Annotated in this window: 17 protein-coding genes; 12 read left to right on the top strand and 5 right to left on the bottom strand. The window is 69.2% G+C overall.

Features of this window, described 5'->3' with window-relative positions:
- Positions 1-22: 22 nt before the first annotated feature.
- Complete coding sequence (locus BST42_RS27165) at positions 23-1,411, top strand: class II 3-deoxy-7-phosphoheptulonate synthase (RefSeq protein WP_083122814.1); 1,389 nt, start codon at positions 23-25, stop codon at positions 1,409-1,411.
- On the opposite strand, the gene BST42_RS27160 is transcribed toward BST42_RS27165, so the two are convergent.
- Positions 1,408-2,640 carry a protein kinase domain-containing protein gene (locus BST42_RS27160; protein ID WP_083122813.1) on the bottom strand — a complete coding sequence of 411 codons (1,233 nt, stop codon included), beginning with the start codon at positions 2,638-2,640 and terminating at the stop codon, positions 1,408-1,410. The genes BST42_RS27165 and BST42_RS27160 overlap by 4 nt on opposite strands.
- A gap of 37 nt (positions 2,641-2,677) precedes the next feature.
- Here BST42_RS27160 and BST42_RS27155 point away from each other — a divergent pair, with 37 nt between their 5' ends.
- Complete coding sequence (locus tag BST42_RS27155) at positions 2,678-3,082, top strand: Rv2175c family DNA-binding protein (protein ID WP_083122812.1); 405 nt, start codon at positions 2,678-2,680, stop codon at positions 3,080-3,082.
- On the opposite strand, the gene BST42_RS27150 is transcribed toward BST42_RS27155, so the two are convergent.
- Genes BST42_RS27150 through BST42_RS27135 form a run of 4 tightly spaced genes read right to left on the bottom strand, consistent with a single transcriptional unit; the run spans position 3,000 to position 7,011 of the window.
- Positions 3,000-4,559 carry an alpha-(1->6)-mannopyranosyltransferase A gene (locus BST42_RS27150; RefSeq protein WP_083122811.1) on the bottom strand — a complete coding sequence of 520 codons (1,560 nt, stop codon included), beginning with the start codon at positions 4,557-4,559 and terminating at the stop codon, positions 3,000-3,002. The two genes, BST42_RS27155 and BST42_RS27150, sit on opposite strands and share 83 nt — an antisense overlap.
- Before the next feature lie 4 nt (positions 4,560-4,563).
- Complete coding sequence (idsA2, locus tag BST42_RS27145; protein ID WP_435406073.1) at positions 4,564-5,685, bottom strand: bifunctional (2E,6E)-farnesyl/geranyl diphosphate synthase; 1,122 nt, start codon at positions 5,683-5,685, stop codon at positions 4,564-4,566.
- 37 nt (positions 5,686-5,722) lie between these two features.
- On the bottom strand, positions 5,723-6,373 hold the full coding sequence (locus BST42_RS27140; protein ID WP_083122810.1) for an LppM family (lipo)protein: 651 nt from the start codon (positions 6,371-6,373) through the stop codon (positions 5,723-5,725).
- Between the two features lie 59 nt (positions 6,374-6,432).
- Positions 6,433-7,011 carry a GNAT family N-acetyltransferase gene (locus BST42_RS27135; RefSeq protein ID WP_083122833.1) on the bottom strand — a complete coding sequence of 193 codons (579 nt, stop codon included), beginning with the start codon at positions 7,009-7,011 and terminating at the stop codon, positions 6,433-6,435.
- 271 nt (positions 7,012-7,282) lie between these two features.
- Here BST42_RS27135 and BST42_RS27130 point away from each other — a divergent pair, with 271 nt between their 5' ends.
- From BST42_RS27130 to ftsW, 10 genes are all read left to right on the top strand, one after another.
- Positions 7,283-7,687, top strand: coding sequence for an SCO2097 family morphological protein (locus BST42_RS27130; protein ID WP_083122832.1), 405 nt, complete (start codon positions 7,283-7,285; stop codon positions 7,685-7,687).
- Positions 7,688-8,049: 362 nt separating this feature from the next.
- Complete coding sequence (mraZ, locus tag BST42_RS27125; protein ID WP_083122831.1) at positions 8,050-8,481, top strand: division/cell wall cluster transcriptional repressor MraZ; 432 nt, start codon at positions 8,050-8,052, stop codon at positions 8,479-8,481.
- Positions 8,456-9,652: a 16S rRNA (cytosine(1402)-N(4))-methyltransferase RsmH gene (rsmH, locus tag BST42_RS27120; RefSeq protein ID WP_083122809.1), complete on the top strand. Its 1,197-nt coding sequence runs from the start codon at positions 8,456-8,458 to the stop codon at positions 9,650-9,652. The genes mraZ and rsmH overlap by 26 nt, the downstream gene beginning before the upstream one ends.
- Positions 9,652-10,797: a cell division protein FtsL gene (gene ftsL, locus BST42_RS27115; RefSeq protein ID WP_083122808.1), complete on the top strand. Its 1,146-nt coding sequence runs from the start codon at positions 9,652-9,654 to the stop codon at positions 10,795-10,797. Before rsmH ends, ftsL begins: the two co-directional genes overlap by 1 nt.
- Positions 10,794-12,713 (top strand): peptidoglycan D,D-transpeptidase FtsI family protein, encoded by a 1,920-nt coding sequence (locus tag BST42_RS27110; RefSeq protein WP_083122807.1) that lies wholly within the window; start codon positions 10,794-10,796, stop codon positions 12,711-12,713. Before ftsL ends, BST42_RS27110 begins: the two co-directional genes overlap by 4 nt.
- Before the next feature lie 37 nt (positions 12,714-12,750).
- The gene (locus BST42_RS27105) at positions 12,751-14,292 is read left to right on the top strand and encodes a UDP-N-acetylmuramoyl-L-alanyl-D-glutamate--2,6-diaminopimelate ligase (RefSeq protein ID WP_083122806.1); all 1,542 of its coding nucleotides are present in this window, start codon (positions 12,751-12,753) and stop codon (positions 14,290-14,292) included.
- Positions 14,289-15,770 (top strand): UDP-N-acetylmuramoyl-tripeptide--D-alanyl-D-alanine ligase, encoded by a 1,482-nt coding sequence (locus BST42_RS27100; protein ID WP_083122805.1) that lies wholly within the window; start codon positions 14,289-14,291, stop codon positions 15,768-15,770. Before BST42_RS27105 ends, BST42_RS27100 begins: the two co-directional genes overlap by 4 nt.
- A complete protein-coding gene (mraY, locus tag BST42_RS27095; protein ID WP_083122804.1) occupies positions 15,767-16,846 on the top strand; it encodes a phospho-N-acetylmuramoyl-pentapeptide-transferase in 1,080 nt (359 codons plus the stop codon). The genes BST42_RS27100 and mraY overlap by 4 nt, the downstream gene beginning before the upstream one ends.
- Before the next feature lies 1 nt (position 16,847).
- Complete coding sequence (murD, locus tag BST42_RS27090; protein ID WP_083122803.1) at positions 16,848-18,308, top strand: UDP-N-acetylmuramoyl-L-alanine--D-glutamate ligase; 1,461 nt, start codon at positions 16,848-16,850, stop codon at positions 18,306-18,308.
- Between the two features lie 5 nt (positions 18,309-18,313).
- The coding region (ftsW, locus tag BST42_RS27085) for a putative lipid II flippase FtsW (protein WP_207569586.1) at positions 18,314-19,751 on the top strand (1,438 nt) is incomplete at its 3' end.

Raw genomic sequence — 19,751 nt, 5'->3', positions numbered from 1 at the left:
GCGGCCCGGTTACCATGGACGGGTGAACTGGACCGTTGACGTACCGATCGAGCAGCTGCCGTCGCTCCCGCCGCTCCCGGCTGACCTGCGCGGACGGCTCGATGCGGCGCTGACGAAGCCGGCGCTGCAGCAGCCCAGCTGGGATCCCGAGCAGGCCGCCGCGATGCGGACCGTCCTCGAGAGCGTGCCGCCGGTCACCGTGCCGTCGGAGATCGAGAAGCTCAAGTCGCAGCTGGCCGATGTGGCCCTCGGCAAGGCGTTTCTGCTGCAGGGCGGCGACTGCGCCGAGACCTTCGTCGACAACACCGAGCCGCACATCCGCGCCAACATCCGCACCCTGCTGCAGATGGCCGTCGTGCTCACCTACGGCGCCAGCATGCCGGTGGTCAAGGTCGCTCGCATCGCCGGTCAGTACGCCAAGCCGCGTTCGTCGGACACCGACGCCCTCGGGCTGAAGTCCTACCGCGGTGACATGGTCAACGGTTTCGCCCCCGACGCCGCTGTGCGCGAACACGATCCGTCGCGACTTGTCCGTGCCTACGCCAACGCCAGCGCCGCAATGAACCTGGTGCGCGCGCTGACGTCGTCGGGATTGGCCTCGCTGCACGCGGTGCACGACTGGAACCGGGAGTTCGTCCGGACCTCACCGGCAGGTGCCCGCTACGAGACGCTGGCCGGTGAAATCGATCGCGGTCTGCGCTTCATGACGGCCTGCGGTGTCAACGACCGCAACCTGGACACCGCCGACATCTACGCCAGCCACGAGGCGCTGGTGCTGGACTACGAGCGCGCGATGCTGCGGATGGACGCCGAGGCTGTGGGCGGACCCAAGCTCTACGACCTGTCGGCGCACTACGTGTGGATCGGGGAGCGCACCCGTCAGCTCGACGGCGCTCACGTGGCGTTCGCCGAGGTGATCGCGAACCCGATCGGCGTCAAGATCGGCCCGACCACCTCACCGGAACTCGCGGTGGAGTACGTCGAGCGCCTCGACCCGAACAACGAGCCCGGTCGCCTGACGCTGGTCAGCCGGATGGGCAACGGCAAGGTCCGCGACACGCTGCCCCCGATCATCGAGAAGGTGCAGGCGTCGGGTCACCATGTCATCTGGCAGTGCGACCCGATGCACGGCAACACCCATGAGTCCTCGACGGGCTACAAGACCCGCCACTTCGACCGCATCGTCGACGAGGTGCAGGGCTTCTTCGAGGTCCATCGCGCGCTGGGCACCCATCCCGGCGGCATGCATGTCGAGATCACCGGCGAGAACGTCACCGAATGCCTCGGTGGCGCGCAGGACATCTCGGATTCGGACCTGGCCGGGCGTTACGAGACGGCCTGCGACCCGCGGCTGAACACCCAGCAGTCACTCGAGCTGGCGTTCCTGGTCGCGGAGATGCTGCGCGACTAACCGATCAGGCCTTGCAGGTTGGTCCCCAGGGTCCAGCCTGCCGCCGCCACACCGCCGGTCAGAAGCAGCACGATCAGGGTCCAGAACATCAGTGCCCGACGGCCGCGCTGCCGTTCCCAGATGAACTCACCGATGTCGATACCGGCGAATTGGCTTGCCAGTTCCGGAGTCTCGTCATCCTCTGCGACCGGCTGCCAGTCCTGCGGGTCACGAATGAGCTGACGGGTGGGATTCTTGACGGCCGGTGGCGGCGGCAGCGGCGGCGCCGTCTGCGCGGGCACCGGCTGCTGGGCGGGGTGGAAGTCGACCGTGGGCCTGCTGTGAAACGCGGTGGCCGCGGCGTGCTGAGCGGAGTTCTTCGGCGCCGGTACCCGGAACCTCGGCAGCGCCAACTCCACGGCGATCGCGTCCAGGTCTTCGGCCATCTCCGCCGCGTCGGCGAACCGCGACTCGGGGTCGCGAGCTGTCGCGCGCGCGATGAACTCGTCGAACTGGGGCGGCACCCCGCTGATCGCCGCACTGGGCGGCGGGACGTCGTGATCCATCCGCTGGTATGCGACGGTCAGCGGATTGTCGCCGGTGAACGGCGTTGCGCCGGTGATCAATTCGTAGGCCAGCACGCCGACCGCATAGACATCGCTGCGTGCGTCGGCCGCCCCGGTGCTGACCTGCTCGGGCGACAGATAGGCCGCGGTGCCCAGAATCACGCTGGTCGAGGTGATCCCGGCTTCGGCGACCGCGCGAACCAATCCGAAGTCGACCAGCTTCACCTCGCCGTCGTCGGAAATCAGCACGTTCTCGGGTTTGACGTCGCGGTGCACCAGTCCGGCGCGATGCGCGGTGGCCAGCCCGCCGAGCACCGGACGCAGCACCGCCGCCGCCGCGTGCGGGGGCATCGGCCCGCGCTCGCGCAGCAACTCGCGCAGCGTGCCGCCCTCGATCAGCTCCATCACCAGGAACGGATGACTGCCGTCGAGACCCTGGTCGTAGACCGCGACCAACCCGGGGTCCTTCAACCGGGCCACCGCACGGGCCTCCCGCTGGAAGCGGGTCAAGAACTGGCTGTCTCCTGCGTACCGCGCGTCCATCACCTTCAGGGCGACCGGCCGGTCCAGACGCACGTCGAGACCGCGATACACGGTGGACATGCCGCCGGTGGCGATCTTGGCGTCGACGCGGTACCGGTCTTCCAGCAACACGCCGTTGAGGGGGTCCGACGTCACCGACACATGGTATGCCGCGGCCGAACAGTTCTAGACTGGGCCGGTGAGCAGCATTCCCGCCGGCGAAGATGTGCTGGATCCCGACGAGCCCGTATACGATCTGCCGGCGGTCGCCGAGTTATTGCACGTCCCGGTGACCAAGGTGCACCAGCAGTTGCGTGAAGGCCATCTGGTCGCGGTGAAACGCGGCGGGGCCCCGATGATCCCGAAGGCCTTCCTCAACGCCGAGGGCGAGGTGGTGAAGAGCCTGCCCGGCCTGCTGGCGGTATTGCGCGACGGCGGCTACCGCGACACCGAGATCCTGCGCTGGCTGTTCACCGCCGACCCGTCACTGACGATCACCCGCGATGGATCGCATGAACCGGTCAGCAACGCTCGCCCGGTTGATGCGCTGCACGCTCATCAGGCTCGTGAGGTGGTTCGGCGCGCCCAGGCGATGGCGTACTGACCTTCAGCGAATACCAGGCCGCCAGAGCGCACGCAGTGGCCAGCAGTACATGGATCCACGAGTACATCCCGTGTGAGCCGTCCGGTTTGAAGATCACCATGATCCACGTCGAGAACCCGGCGATCAGGGCGATGGCGGCGCGGGACTGCGCCAACGCCGACAGCACCGCGAGCGGCCAGGTGTAGTACCACGGCAACGCGGCGGGGACGAAGAGCACGACCACCAGCATCGCCCACGCGATGCCGGTGAGGGCCTCGCGGTCGTTATGCCGAAACCGCCACCACAGCAAGGGAAGTGACACCGCGATGATCACGATCCCGGCGATCCGGGTGACGTCGAGCACCGCGTAGAAGTTCACCGGCAAGAACAGTCCGCCGATCGCGTTGGTGAGGTTGGCGATCGCCGTCGGGATGGTCAGCCAGTTGATGATCTTCACCGAACCGGCCAGCGCCGTCAGCCAGCCCAGGCCCACCCCGGCGACCCAGGACAGTACGGCGAACACAGCGACGAAGATCGCCACCGACGCCGCCGATGCGATCGCGAAAGCTCTTGGCGCGCTGTATTTCTTCCGGTCCCGCAGATGTCGCATCCATACCCAGACCATGAACGGCAGTGCCAGCACGGCGGTGGCCTTGACCGCGACGGCGATCGCGATCAACGCCGCCCCGGCCGCGTGATGGCGGGCGAATGTCAGCGCGATGCCGGCCATCATGAGCCCGACCATCAGCATCTCGTTGTGGACGCCGCCCATCAGGTGAATGATCACCAGCGGGTTGAGCGCGCAAATCCACAGTGCGACCGCACCGTTCGCGCCGATGTGGCGGGCCACCCGCGGTGCGGCCCAGATCAGCAGCGCCAGGCCGGGCAGCATGCACAGCCGCAGCAGCATCGTGCCGGCCACGACATGGTCACCGACCAGGGTCGTGACGAACCGGGCGACCAGGATGAACGCCGGACCGTAGGGTGCGGTGGTCGTCGTCCAGATCGGACTCACGTTGTCCAGCAACGAGTTCTGGTTCTCCACCGGCCCCACGGCGTAGGGGTCCAGACCGTCGCGCAGCAGTGCGCCCTGCGCCAGATACGAATAGGTGTCCCGGCTGAACAGCGGAACGCTCAGCAGCAGGGGAGCCAGCCAGAAGCCCGCCGTGGCGATCATCGCGAACTCGCTGACCTCGGCATCCGGATCGACGACCCGCCGGCCCACCCACAGCCACGCGACCAGCATCACCACGACCCCCACCCACAGCAGCACCGACGAGACCACCAGGCCGTGCCCGAACCGCAACCAGGACAGGTGCATCGACTCCAGCACCGGGTCGTGCTGACGGGTGCTGCCCGCGCCGAGGCCGCCGAGGGTGAGCAGAATCGCGCCGAGGAAACCCAGCAGCGCCGGCCGGCCCTCGTCGGCGGCGGTGAACGCGGCCAGGCGCGCGAGGCCGCCCCGGCTGGTCGGTGTGGTGGGTGTGGTGGCGGACATGGGCCTAGGCGGACCGGTTGGCGGCCAATCTGGCGAGTTCGGTCAGACCAGCCTTGGCCGGCGCGTTGATCGGCGCGCTCTCCAGCAGGCTCAGCGCCCGGTTGGTCAGCAGTTCGATGCGGCCCTCCACCGCGGCCAGCGCGCCCACCGACTCGATCACGTCGCACAGTTGGCGCACGTCGGCGTCGGACAGCTCGGTGCCGATTCCGGCACGTAGCCGATCCGCGGCGGCCGAATCCGAGTCGGACGCCCGCTGCACGGCCTCGGCGAGCAGCACGGTGCGCTTGCCGGACCGCAGGTCGTCCCCGGACGGTTTGCCGGTGACGGCGGGATCGCCGAACACGCCGAGAACGTCGTCGCGCAGCTGGAACGCCACACCCAGGTCGGTGCCGAGTGCGTAGAAGATCCGCTGGACGTCGGGTCGGTCGGCGGCGGCTGCGGCGCCGAACTGCAGCGGCCGCGAGATCGTGTACGAGGCGGTCTTGTAGGTGTTCACGTTCATCGCCGACTGGATGGACTCGGCGCCGCTGGATTCGGCGACGATGTCCAGGTACTGACCGCCGAGCACCTCGGTCCGGATGTCCGACCACACCCGCCGGACGCGGCGCCGGCCGTCGTCGTCCAGATTCGCCGCGGCGATGATGTCATCGGCCCACACCAGCGACAGGTCACCCAGCAGGATCGCGGCCGAGCGGCCGAACTGCTCGGGCGAGCCGCGCCAGCCGCTGCTGCGGTGCACGTCGGTGAAGTGGACGTGGACCGTCGGCCAGCCGCGCCGCGTCGCGGAATCGTCGATGACGTCGTCGTGCACCAGCGCGCAGGCGTGCAGCAGCTCCAGCGCCGAGAACAACCGCAGCGTGTCGTCGTCGACCGGCAGATCAGGGTCGGCGGTGACGGCGCGGTATCCCCAGTAGGCGAAGGCGGGCCGCACCCGTTTGCCGCCGCGCAGCACGAAGTCCTCGAGGGCACCGATCAGCCGGTCGTAGTCGGTACCGATGTAGGCGGCGTCGGCGCGGCGGCCGGCCAGGTACTTCCGAAGTTGATCGGTGACGGCGCCGGCCAGCTGGACGGCAGACGGAGCTGCTTCGACGCTCAGCGCAGCGCCCCTTTCTGTGTATGACCGCAAGCGGAGAGATCCGGGTGCAACCAGACTAGAACGTCGGCTACCTGTCGGCCTGATCGGAGTTGGCGAATCGCGGCGAGCGGTCCCTGCTGACCCAGGCCAGGCTGCCGATGACGCCGGACACCACCAGCGCGCCGAGCCCGAGCCAGAGCGCCGCCCCGGTGAAGGACCTGGTGCTGGGGTCGGTGGCGCGGGCCTGGGCGCTCATCGTCGACACCACGCCGGGCTTGAGTTTCCACTCGACGACGTCGGTGTCGAGGCGGTCGCCATTGGTCGACGTCACCTCGCCGGGGAAGGAAACCGTCAGCGAAACGTCAGCGTCGGTGTCGGTGACGCTGGTCAGGTCGACCCGGCCTTCGAGGATCACGAGATTGCCTGCCCGCCGAAGCGAGATGTCCACTCCGGCGGCCTCGCGGTTGAGGTTGGCCAGCTGCGGGACCTCGGAGAAGCTGAGGTTGGAGAACACCGCCTCGGAGCCGACGAAGTCGTCGGATTTGTACTTCGATACCGAGATCTTCTGGCTGAACGGCACATTGAGATCGAACTGCGGCCCCTGGTCGTCTGAGTCGCGGGCTTTGGCGGCGGCGATGATCTGACCGGAGACCTGGTCGTCCGGCGACACCGTGATCGACGCGTGGACTCGCACACACCCGACCGCCAAGGGCGCAACGATGAGCAGCAACAACGCCATGGCGCGTAAGCGCAGGCGGCGGGATCGGTCGCGCACGTGGGTATCGTGCCAGATCCGCGCTACAGCGGGAGGCTGCGACCCAGAATCGCGAACGCCCGCGGATCGCCTGCGAAGTGGTAGCCGCGGATCACGTCGGTGAATCCGAGCCGACGATAGAGCCGCCAGGCCCGGTTGGCCTCGCCGATGATCTCCGGGGTCGACAGCAGTACGTGGGACTCGCCGCGGTCGGCCAGCAGCCGACGGGCCAGCGCTTCACCCAGTCCGCGACCTTGGGCGCTTGGGTGGATATGGAGCTCGGTCAGCTCGAAATAGCTGCTGGTCAGCCGCCCGATCTCCTCGGCAGGCACGCCGATGCGGTGCAGCCCGGCCACCACCTGCTGCTGCCACCACTGGTCGGGGGCGCCGCAATAGCCGTAGGCGATACCGAGCAGGGGAGCGGCGTCCAACTGCTCCGCGGTGTCGGCTTCCACGGCGGCGACGGCTTTCCACCCCTGCCTGCGGGTGTGCTCGAGCCACATCGCCGCCCGCTGGCCCTCGGTCCCGCGCGGGTAGCGCATTGCATCGACGTACACGCTCAGAGCGTCGTGAAGACGCTGCGCCATGTCGGTGGGCGACAGATCGATGAGGAAAGTCGCCAACGCCACGGTGCCTTTCTGTCTGCCGATCGATCCGGGGTGCATGGCCATTATCAGTGCACTCGCGGCCCGGCTCTGCCGCTGCTGGGGTGACCAGGCCCTTACGTGGCGATGGCGAGGACAGAACAACGCCTGGACACAGCTACAATCGGGTGGACCAACTAGGTGGTACGCCGCACATCTAGCTCGTATCATTTGGTTAGTCGCCCCGTAGATTGCTGGGCAGCCAAGTTCTATCGGAATCGTGACCGGCCGTGTCGGCAAGGAGGGACGAATGCCACTCTCCGATCATGAGCAGCGCATGCTCGATCAGATCGAGAGCGCTCTCTATGCCGAGGACCCCAAGTTCGCCTCGAGTGTGCGGGGCGGAACTCTGCGGGCCCCCTCCACGCGCAGACGATTGCAGGGCGCCGGCCTGTTCGTGATCGGTCTGGCCATGCTGGTTGCCGGGGTTGCGTTCAAGGCCACCATGATCGGAAGCTTCCCGATCCTGTCGGTGATCGGCTTCGTGGTGATGTTCGGCGGCGTGGTCTTCGCGATCACCGGCCCGCGCGTCGCAGGCGGCCGGGATCGCTCGGGCCCGCCGTCGTCCGGTTCGCGTCAGCGCCGGCCCAAGGGCGGTGGGGGATCGTTCACCAGCCGCATGGAGGATCGCTTCCGGCGTCGTTTCGACGAGTGACGGTCAACGTCTCCAACACGGGGTAGCCGCTTCGGCTGCCCCGTTTTTGTTTGCCTGGGCGTTCTCGGCAGTTCGCTCTGCGCGATATCGACACGAGGGTTGTCGATCAGCCATCTGAGCGACCGTGGTGTCGAGCTCGATGCACACGCTGCTGCCCCCACTTCGCCCCACCGGCATTTGAGCTGGGCTTTTGTGGGTCGAGTCGGCGATTCACGCGCCCCGAGTGGCCGGTAGGTGGCGGAGAGTGGCGGATGAGGATAGAAAACCGCCCATCATGTGGAGCAAAGTGGGGGATTGTGGGGTATTGTGGCGGTTAACGGAGCGACGGCTCCGGGGCGTGAGGGCAAGGAGATGTGCGCAGCATGTTTCTCGGCACGTACACGCCCAAGCTCGACGACAAAGGGCGGCTGACACTGCCCGCCAAGTTCCGCGACGCGCTGGCAGGAGGGTTGATGGTCACCAAAAGCCAAGATCACAGCCTTGCCGTCTACCCGCGGGCGGAATTCGAACAGCTGGCCCGGCGGGCTTCGCAAACCTCGCGCAGCAATCCGGAGGCGCGTGCGTTCCTGCGCAACCTGGCGGCCGGCACCGACGAGCAGCACCCCGACTCACAGGGCCGGATCACACTGTCGGCGGACCACCGCCGCTACGCCAATCTGTCCAAGGAATGCGTGGTGATCGGCGCCGTCGACTTCCTCGAGATCTGGGACGCCCAGGCCTGGCAGGACTACCAGGAGACCCACGAAGAGAACTTCTCCGCGGCCAGCGATGAAGCACTCAGCGACATCATCTGAGCTGGCCGCCCAGCCGGAGGTGGCCCGTGCATCGTGGTCTCTGCCCGAACCGACCCTGACGTACTTCCCCAACGCCAGGTTCACCCGTTCGGACAGGGACCTCGATGCAAGGACACACCCCGCCCCAATTGGTGCGGCGCACCGTGAATTCCCCGGAGGTCCCGTCGTGGTTGACGAATCCGACCCCGAATCAGGGCATGGGCACATCCCCGTCCTGCTGGATCGGTCCGTCGAGATCCTCGGCCCGGCGCTCGCCCGCCCGGACGCGATCCTCGTCGACGCGACCCTGGGCGCCGGCGGCCACTCCGAGCGATTCCTGACCGAATTCCCCACGTTGCGCCTGATCGGGCTGGACCGTGACCCGGGTGCACTGGCCGGTGTGCGAGAGCGGCTGGCCCCGTTCGCCGATCGGATCACCTTGGTGCACACCCGATACGACGGCATCGCCGACGCCCTTGTCGAAGCCGGGTGCGAGGCAACCGAATCCGTCGACGGTGTCCTGTTCGATCTCGGTGTCTCCTCGATGCAGCTCGACCAGGCCGAGCGCGGATTCGCCTACTCCAAGGACGCGCCGTTGGACATGCGGATGGACACCGACGCCCCGCTGACCGCTGCGGAAATCCTCAATACCTACGGCCGTGCCGAACTGACCGACATCCTGCGCCGCTTCGGCGAGGAGAAGTTCGCCCACCGCATCGCGGGGTTGATCGTCGAGCGTCGCCAGCAGGCGCCGCTGACCACCACCGGCGAACTCGTCGAGATCATCTACAAGGGCATCCCGGCGCCCGCGCGGCGCACCGGGGGTCACCCCGCGAAGCGGACCTTCCAGGCCCTGCGGATCGCGGTCAATGCCGAGCTGGACTCGCTGACCGCGGCCCTGCCCGCGGCGCTGGCCGCGCTGCGCCCCGGCGGGCGGATCGCGGTGATGTCCTACCAGTCGCTGGAGGACCGGATCGTCAAGACCACGTTCGCCGCGGCGACCGCCTCCAGGTCGCCGGCCGGCCTGCCCGTCGAATTGCCCGGCTATGAGCCGGAATTCAGCGCGATCACCCGCGGTGCCGAACGCGCCGACGCCGCGGAAATCGAACGGAATCCACGCAGTGCGCCGGTTCGGCTACGGGCACTGCAACGCGTGATGTCGGTCAACCGGGGACGGGGAGGAAACAGCTGATGAAGGTGGGGCGTAAGCCGGTTGATTCGATGGATCGCGCAGGGGCCAAACGGGACGGGGCCAAGCGCGACAAGAACGAACCGACCAAGGCGGCCAGGAAGAAGACGGGCGCAGCCACGGCCACCGCCCGCCGCCGCGGCACCGAGGCGCAGGCGCGGCCGGCGCGCGCGTCGGCCCGCCGCCCGCACGAGCCGAGGGCGCTGCGGCAGGGACCCCAGACCGCGCCGGTCGCCCGGCCTGCCGAACGCCCCACTCGGGCCAAGAACGTCAGTCAGGCCAAGGCGCGGGCAAAAGCACGTAAGGCGAAGGCTCCCAAAGTCATCCGGCCGCCACTGCGCGAGCGGCTGATCGCCCGGCTGGCCGATATCGACCTGCGTCCGCACACGCTGGTCGCCAAGGTTCCGTTCGTCGTACTGGTGATCGGCGCGCTGGGCCTCGGTCTGGCCGTCACGCTGTGGCTGTCCACCGACGCGGCTCAGCGGTCCTACCAGTTGGGCACCGCCCGGTCCACCAATGAGGCGCTGTCCCAGCAGAAGGAAGCGCTCGAACGTGACGTCTTGGAGGCGGAATCCGCGCCCGCGCTGGCCGAGTCCGCGCGGAATCTGGGCATGATCCCGTCGAAGGACACCGCGCATCTGGTGCAGGATCCGACGGGCAACTGGACCGTGGTGGGCAAGCCGAAGCCGGCCGAAGGGGTGCCACCCCCGCCGTTGAACAGCAAGCTCCCCGACGACAAGCCGCTGCCGCCTGCCGCCCCCGTGCCGCCCCCGGCGCCCGCGCCGAAGCCGGGAAGTTCCCCCGAGGTTCCGGTGCGTGTCGCAACCACTCCGCTCGGCACGCTGCCGTTGAATGGTGCGATGCCCTTCGGCGTTCCCTTGGCCACCCTGCCCGGCACGGTTCTGGCGCCCGGTACTGTCGCACTTCCCCCCGGCGCGGCGCAGGCGCCGTTGCCCGGCACGCTGGCGGTCCCCGCTCAGGCGCCCGCGGCTGCACCGGCCGCACCGGCACCGGGCCTCGTACTCGCGCCGGTGCCCGCGCCCGCTGACGCCGCACCGCCCGCAGTCGCACCGCCCGCAGTCGCTCCCGACGTTCCGGTTGCGCCGCCGGTCGATGCGCCCGTTGCGCCCGCCGGAGCCGGGCAGTGAGTCGCCGCGACACCAAACGGCAGCGCACCTCGTCGGGCAAGGCTCAACCGGATGCCGGGCCGGGCCGGCCGGCAAAGTCTCGTCGCACCCGTGAAATCATCGAAAGCGGCTCTCGCACAGCATCATTCGTCTTCCGGCACCGCGCGGGCAACATCGTCATCTTGCTGGCCCTCGGCGTGGCTGCCACCCAGCTGTTCAACCTGCAGGTGCCTCAGGCCGCCGGCCTCCGTGCCGAGGCCGCCAGCCAGCTCAAGGTGACCGATGTCGAGAAGGCGGTGCGCGGCAGCATCGTCGACCGCAATTTCGACAAGCTGGCCTTCACCATCGAGGCCAGGGCGCTGACGTTCCAGCCGGCCAAGATCCGTAAGCAGCTCGCCGAGGCCAAGGAGAAGTCGCCTTCCGCGCCGGATCCCGACAAGCGGCTCACCCAGATCGCGACCGAGGTCGCAGGCAAGCTCAACAACAATCCCGATGCGGCCACCCTGCTCAAGAAGCTGCGCAGCAACGAGACGTTCGTCTATCTGGCCCGCGCGGTCGATCCGGCGATTGCCAACGCCATCATCAAGAAGTTTCCCGAGATCGGCGCCGAACGCCAGGACCTGCGCCAGTATCCCGGTGGCGCGCTGGCGGCCAACATGGTCGGCGGCATCGACTGGGACGGCCACGGCCTGCTCGGCCTCGAGGACTCAATGGACTCGAAGCTGTCGGGCACCGACGGCTCGATCACCTACGACCGTGGCTCCGACGGTGTCGTCATCCCCGGCAGCTACCGCAACAAGCACGACGCCGTCAACGGCTCCACCGTCCAGCTGACCCTCGACGACGACATCCAGTTCTACGTCCAGCAACAGGTCCAGATGGCCAAGGACGCCTCCGGCGCCAAGGACGTCTCCGCGGTGGTGCTGGACGCGAAAACCGGTGAAGTGCTGGCGATGTCGAACGACAACACCTTCGACCCCAGCCAGGACATCGGCCGCCAGCAGGACAAGCAACTGGGCAACCTGCCGGTCACCTCACCGTATGAGCCGGGATCGGTGAACAAGATCGTCACCGCCTCCTCGGTGATCGAGTACGGGCTGTCGAACCCCGACGAGGTGCTGCAGGTGCCCGGTTCGATCAACATGGGCGGCGTGACCGTCAACGACGCGTGGAGCCACGGCGTGATGCCGTACACCACCACCGGCGTGTTCGGGAAGTCGTCGAACGTCGGCACCTTGATGCTCGCGCAGCGGATCGGGCCCGAGCGCTACTACGACATGCTCGGCAAGTTCGGTCTCGGGCAGCGCACCAATGTGGGTCTACCGGGCGAGAGCTCGGGACTGGTCCCGCCGATCGACCAATGGTCGGGCAGCACGTTCTCGAATCTGCCTATCGGGCAGGGTCTTTCGATGACCTTGCTGCAGATGACCGGTATGTACCAGGCCATTGCCAATGACGGCCTGCGCATCCCGCCGCGGATCGTCAAGGCCACCGTCGCCGCGGACGGCACCCGCACCGAAGAGCCGCGACCCGCAGGCATCCGCGTCGTGTCGCCGGAGACCGCCCGCACGGTGCGCAACATGTTCCGCGCGATCGTCCAGCGGGACCCGATGGGCTACCAGCAGGGCACCGGGGCACCGGCCGCAGTCGACGGTTATCAGATCGCAGGCAAGACGGGAACCGCCCAGCAGATCAACCCGGCGTGTGGCTGCTACTACAGCGACGTTTACTGGATCACCTTCGCCGGCATGGCGCCCGCCGACGATCCCCGCTATGTCATCGGCATCATGATGAACAACCCGCAGCGCAACCCGGACGGAACGCCAGGGCACTCGGCCGCGCCGCTGTTCCACAACATCGCGGCCTGGCTGCTGCAGCGGCAGAACGTCCCGCTCTCGCCGGATCCCGGCGCGCCGTTGATCCTTCAGGCCACATAACCGGCGCACCGTGCCGGCTGGGTAGGGTGAGCACCCAATGACCAACGCCCTGCGGCCCCGCGCCACGCCGGCGCTGACCTTGCCGACGCTGGCCGCCCGGGTCGGCGCGGTTCCGGCTTCCGGTGGCACGACGCCCGACGTCCGAATCACCGGAATCACCCTGCGTGGCCAGGACACGGTGGCCGGTGACCTGTTCGCCGCACTGCCCGGCTCCTCGGCTCACGGCGCTCAATACGTCAGGGCCGCGGTCGACGGCGGGGCGGTCGCCGTGCTCACCGACGCCGAGGGGGTCGCCGTCATCCACCGCCTGCTCGGCGAACCCGCACCCATCCCGGTCCTGCTGCATCCGCAGCCCCGGGCGGTGCTCGGTGAACTGGCCGCCTCGGTCTACGGGCACCCGTCAGACCGCGTCGTGGTCGTGGGCGTCACCGGAACCTCCGGCAAGACCACCACCACTCACCTGATCGAGGCGGGCCTGCGATCGGCCGACCGCGTTCCGGGGCTCATCGGCACCGTCGGTGTCCGAATCGCCGGTGACGATGTGCCCAGCGCACTGACCACCCCCGAAGCCCCGGCGCTGCAGGCGCTGCTGGCCGTGATGGCGGAGAAGGGCGTCGACACCGCGGTGATGGAGGTCTCCAGCCACGCCCTCGAACTCGGCCGCACCGACGGCATCCGGTTCGCCGTCGGTGGTTTCACCAACCTCTCCCGCGACCACCTCGACTTCCATCCCACGATGGCCGCCTACTTCGAAGCGAAGGCGCGTCTGTTCGACCCGGCATCACCGGCACACGCCGCGATGTCGGTGATCTGCGTCGACGACGACGCCGGCCGCGACATGGCCCGCCGGGCCGGCGATTCGGTGACGGTGTCCGCCGAGGGACACCCCGCGGATTGGCGGGCCGAGGACATCACGGTGCTCGACGGCGGTGCCCAGGAGTTCACCGCAGTGGACCCCGCCGGGGTGCATCACCGGCTGCGGATCCGCCTGCCCGGGCGCTACAACGTCGCCAACGCGCTGCTGGCACTGGCGATGCTCGACGCGATCGGCGTATCACCCGAGCAGGCCGCACCCGGGTTGCGTGCCGCGGCCGTGCCCGGGCGGCTGGAGCCGATCGACCGCGGGCAGGACTTCCTGGCAGTCGTCGACTACGCGCACAAGCCTGGCGCGCTGCAGGCAGTGCTCGAGACTCTCAAGCCCGCGCAGGGCCGGCTGGCGGTGGTCTTCGGCGCCGGCGGCGACCGCGATCCCGGCAAGCGGGAACCCATGGGCCGCATCGCTTCCGAGCTTGCCGACCTGGTGATCGTCACCGACGACAACCCGCGCAACGAGGACCCCGCGACGGTTCGGGCCGCGATCATGGCCGGTGCCGGACAGGCCGAGGGCGCCGACGTCATCGAGATCGGGGACCGGCGCGCGGCGATCCGGCATGCGGTGAGCTGGGCCCGCAGCGGTGACGTCGTGGTGATCGCAGGCAAGGGTCACGAGACGGGGCAGGCCGCGGACGGGCAGACCCGTCCCTTCGACGACCGTGCCGAACTCGCGGCCGCGCTCGACGCGCGGGGAGCGGGCGCATGATTGCGATGTCCGTCGCCCGGATCGCGGAGATCGTGGGCGGCGAGCTCGCGGACATCAGCGCGGACGCGGCGGGCGAGCGGCTCGTCACCGGGACGGTCGAATTCGATTCGCGCGCGGTCGGTCCGGGTGGGCTGTTCCTGGCATTGCCGGGTGCCCGCAGCGACGGGCATGACTTCGCCGAGGCCGCGGCCGCGGCGGGCGCGGCCGCGGTGCTCGCGGCCCGGCCGGTGGGGGTGCCCGCGATCGTGGTGCCACCTGCGGTGGCCGCCGACGCCGGGGCCGGGGTGCTCGAACACGACGTCGACGGATCCGGCGCCGCCGTGCTGGCCGCGCTGTCGAAGCTGGCCGCGGCGGTCGCGGCCGAACTCGCGGCGGGCGGGCTGACGATCGTCGGGATCACCGGATCGTCGGGAAAGACGTCGACGAAAGATCTCATCGCCGCGGTGCTGCGCCCGCTGGGCGATGTGGTCGCCCCGCCGGGTTCGTTCAACAACGAGCTCGGTCTGCCGTGGACGGTGCTGCGTGCGACCGAGGACACCGACTACCTGGTCCTGGAGATGTCGGCCCGCCACCTCGGCAACATCGCCGCGCTCGCCGCGATCGCGCCGCCCTCGATCGCGGTGGTGCTGAACGTGGGCACCGCGCACCTCGGCGAGTTCGGCTCGCGTGAGGTGATCGCCGCCACGAAAGGTGAACTGGTAGAAGCGGTTCCGGCTTCCGGTGTGGCGATCCTGAACGCCGACGATCCGCTGGTGTCGGCGATGTCGGCCCGGACCGCCGCCCGTGTGGTGCGGGTCGGGCAGTCCGAGGCGGCCGATGTCCGCGCCGAGAACATCGAGCTCGACGAGCTGGCCCAGCCGCGGTTCACCCTGCTGACCCCGGCCGGTTCCGCCGAGGTGCGGCTGGCCGTGCACGGCGAGCATCAGGTCGGCAACGCGCTGTCGGCGGCGGCGGTGGCGCTGGAATGCGGGGCGACCGCTGAGCAAGTGGCTGCCGCGCTGGCGACCGCCGGCCCGGCGTCGCGGCACCGGATGGAGGTGCGCACCCGCGCCGACGGCGTCACCGTCGTCAACGATGCGTACAACGCCAACCCGGACTCGATGAAGGCCGGACTGCGGGCACTGGCGGTGATGGCCCGCTCGGGCGAAACGCGCCGCAGTTGGGCGGTACTCGGCGAGATGGCCGAACTGGGGGATGAGTCGATAACCGAGCATGATCGTGTCGGCCGGCTGGCCGTGCGCTTAGATATCAGTCGACTCGTCGTCGTCGGAACCGGGAGGCCCATGAGCGCCATGCACCACGGGGCGGTCATGGAGGGATCCTGGGGTTCGGAATCCACCATGGTCGCCGACGCCGACGCTGCCCTGGCGCTGCTGCGTGCCGAACTGCGGCCCGGTGACGTCGTCCTGGTCAAAGCGTCCAATTCGGCCGGCCTCGGCGCGCTGGCCGAAGCGCTGCTCGACGAGGGCGCGTCATGAGACTGATCCTCGTCGCCGTCGCGATCGCGCTGGCGGTCTCGATCCTGCTCACCCCGGCGCTGATCAAGCTGTTCACCCGCCAGGGCTTCGGTCACGAGATCCGCGAGGACGGTCCGCCCAGCCACAAGACCAAGCGCGGCACACCGTCGATGGGCGGAGTGGCGATCCTGGTCGGCATCTGGGCCGGATACTTCGGCACGCACCTGGTCGGTCTCGCTCTCAACGGTGACGGACCGTCGGCCTCCGGCCTGCTGGTGCTGGGTCTGGCCACCGCGCTCGGCGCGGTCGGTTTCGTCGACGATCTGATCAAGATCCGCCGCTCCCGCAACCTCGGTCTGAACAAGACCGCCAAGACCGTCGGGCAGATCACCGCCGCCGTGCTGTTCGGCATCCTGGTGTTGCAGTTCCGGAACTCCGACGGGCTCACGCCGGGCAGCCCCGAGCTGTCCTATGTGCGCGAGATCGCCACGGTCACGCTGAGCCCGCTGCTGTTCGTGCTGTTCGCCGTCGTCGTGGTCAGCGCCTGGTCCAACGCGGTCAACTTCACCGACGGCCTCGACGGGCTGGCCGGCGGCAGCATGGCCATGGTCAGCGCGGCGTACGTGCTGATCACGTTCTGGCAGTACCGCAATGCCTGCGCGACCGCGCCCGGACTGGGCTGCTACAACGTGCGTGACCCGCTGGATCTCGCGCTGCTGGCGGCGGCCACCGCCGGGGCGTGCATCGGCTTCCTGTGGTGGAATGCCGCGCCTGCCAAGATCTTCATGGGCGACACCGGGTCGCTGGCGCTCGGCGGGATGATCGCGGGCCTGTCGGTGACCAGCCGCACCGAGGTGCTCGCGGTGGTGTTGGGCGCGCTGTTCGTCGCCGAGGTCACCTCGGTGGTGGTGCAGATCCTGGCCTTCCGCACCACCGGGCGACGGGTGTTCCGGATGGCGCCGTTCCATCACCACTTCGAGCTGGTCGGGTGGGCGGAGACGACGGTGATCATCCGGTTCTGGTTGCTCACCGCGATCGCCTGCGGCCTCGGCGTGGCGCTGTTCTACGGCGAGTGGCTGTCGGCCATCGGGGCCTGAGGTGCCCGGGCTCGAGCCGCTGACCTCGGGGGCGCAGGTGCTGGTGGCCGGCGCCCGGGTGACCGGCCGCGCGGTGGTCTCGGCACTGGCATCGCTCGACGTGCACGTCTGGGTCTGCGATGACAACGCCGAATCGCTGAAAGCGTTGGCCGACAACGGCATTCATGCGATCACCCCGGCCGAGGCGGTCGTTTCGATCAGCGATTTCACCCTGGTGGTGACCAGCCCGGGCTTTCCCCCGACCGCGCCGGTGCTGGCCGCGGCAGCCGGGGCCGGAGTGCCGATCTGGGGTGACGTCGAGCTGGCCTGGCGCCTCGACGCCGCGGGCCACTACGGCCCGCCTCGGCAATGGCTGGTGGTCACCGGCACCAACGGCAAGACCACCACGACCTCGATGCTGCACGCCATGCTGGTCGCCGACGGCCGCCGCGCGGTGTTGTGCGGCAACATCGGCGACCCGGTGCTCGACGTATTGGGTGAGCCGGCGGACGTCCTGGCCGTGGAGCTGTCGAGTTTCCAGCTGTTCTGGGCGCCGTCGCTGCGTCCGGAGGCGGGCGCGGTGCTCAACGTCGCCGAAGACCACCTGGACTGGCACGGGTCGATGGAGGCGTACGCCGCCGCGAAGGCCCGGGTGCTCGACGGCCGGGTCGCGGTCGTCGGTCTCGACGACCCGGTTGCGAGCGGGCTGCTCCCGGGGGCGGCCGCACCGGTGAAGATCGGGTTCCGGCTGGGGGAGCCGAACAGCGGGGAACTCGGCGTCCGAGACGGCATGCTCGTCGACCGCGCGTTCGCCGACGATCTCGAACTGGCGCCGGTCGAGTCCATCTCGGTGGCGGGCCCGGTCGGTGTCCTCGACGCGCTGGGCGCGGCGGCGCTGGCCCGCTCCGTAGACGTCGCACCTGCCTCGATCGCCGACGCACTGACGACCTTCCGCGTCGGGCGGCACCGCGCCGAGGAGGTCGGCGTTGTCGACGGGGTGGCCTACGTCGACGACTCCAAGGCCACCAACCCGCACGCCGCGCAGGCGTCGATCACCGCCTATCCGCGGGTGGTGTGGGTGGCCGGCGGCATGCTCAAGGGCGCATCGGTCGACGATCTGGTCGCCAGGGTGGCGGACCGGTTGGCCGGCGCGGTGCTGATCGGCCATGACCGTGCGGTGGTTGCCGAGGCGTTATCGCGACACGCGCCCGATGTCCGCGTCATCGAGGTGGTGACGCGGGAGGATGCTGTGGTGCATGAGACCAATGAGTCAGGTGTTACTCATGAGACTCGAGTGGTCGACGCCTCCGCTCCGGGACTGGGCGCCCGAGTGATGACCGAGGTCGTCGCCGCCGCCGCAAGCCTGGCCCGCACCGGCGACACCGTGCTGCTGGCCCCCGCCGGCGCGTCGTTCGACCAGTTCGCCGGCTACGCCCACCGGGGCGACGCGTTCGCCGCCGCCGTGCGCGCCACGGCCCGGTAATCGCCGTGCCCACCATCCTGTCCCGGCTGCGCCGTCGCGGCTCAGCCGACGCCGCCGACACCGATACCGCCGCCGACACCGACACCGACACCGACGCCGAGGCCGACACCGCTCCGGTAACCACCACCGCCGCACCGGCCAAGCACCGGTTCGAGGTGCACCGCAGGTTCGGGGCCTGGCTGGGCCGGCCGATGACGTCGTTCCACCTGATCATCTCGGTGGCCGCGCTGCTGGTCACGCTCGGCCTCACGATGGTCCTGTCGGCGTCGGGTGTGCATTCCTATGACGAGGACGGCTCGCCATGGGCGATCTTCGGCCGCCAGGTTCTGTGGACCGTGGTTGGTCTGGTCGGATTCTGGATCGCCCTGCGGGTGCGGGTCAGCTTCCTGCGCAACACGGCGTTCTCCGCATTCGCCGTCACGATTGTGATGCTGGTGCTGGTCCTGATCCCGGGCATCGGTCACGAATCCAACGGTTCCCGTGGCTGGTTCGTCGTCGCCGGGCTGTCGATGCAGCCGTCCGAGCTGACCAAGATCGCGTTCGCCATCTGGGGCGCACACCTGCTGGCGACCCGGCGCCTCGAACACGCGTCGCTGCGCGAACTGCTGATCCCGCTGATCCCCGCGGCCGTGATCGCGCTGGTGCTCATCGTCGCCCAGCCCGACCTCGGGCAGACGGTCTCGCTGGGCATCATCCTGCTGGCGCTGCTGTGGTACGCCGGCCTGCCGCTGAAGGTGTTCGTCACCTCACTCGGCGCCGCCGTCGCGGCCGCCGCGGTGCTGGCGGTCTCCGAGGGCTACCGCTCCGACCGCGTGCGGTCGTGGCTGGATCCCGGCGCCGACGCGCAGGGGTCGGGTTACCAGGCCCGGCAGGCCAAGTTCGCGCTGGCCAACGGCGGCGTATTCGGCGACGGGCTGGGGCAGGGCACCGCGAAGTGGAACTACCTGCCCAACGCCCACAACGACTTCATCTTCGCCATCATCGGCGAGGAGCTCGGCTTCGTCGGCGCCTTCGGGCTGCTGGCCCTGTTCGGACTGTTCGCCTACACCGGTATGCGCATCGCCCGACGCTCGGCGGATCCGTTCCTGCGGCTGCTGACCGCCTCGGCCACCATGTGGGTGATCGGCCAGGTGTTCATCAACGTGGGCTACGTCATCGGCCTGCTGCCCGTCACCGGAATCCAGCTGCCACTCATCTCGGCCGGTGGAACATCAACGGCGACAACACTGTTCATGATCGGCCTGATGGCAAACGCGGCCCGTCACGAACCGGAGGCGGTGGCCGCTCTGCGCGCCGGCCGCGAAGACCGGATGAACCGCATCCTGCGGTTGCCGCTGCCCGAGCCCTATGTGCCCTCCCGGGTGGAGGCAGTGCGCGACCGGTTGCGCAGCAAGCCGAACGCCGCCAAAGCCGCCAAACCCGCACGGCCGGCCCGCCCGGCCC

This window comes from Mycolicibacterium rhodesiae, assembly GCF_002086695.1.
Classification (GTDB): Bacteria; Actinomycetota; Actinomycetes; order Mycobacteriales; family Mycobacteriaceae; genus Mycobacterium; species Mycobacterium rhodesiae.
This window is presented reverse-complemented; position numbering and strand designations above follow the sequence as displayed.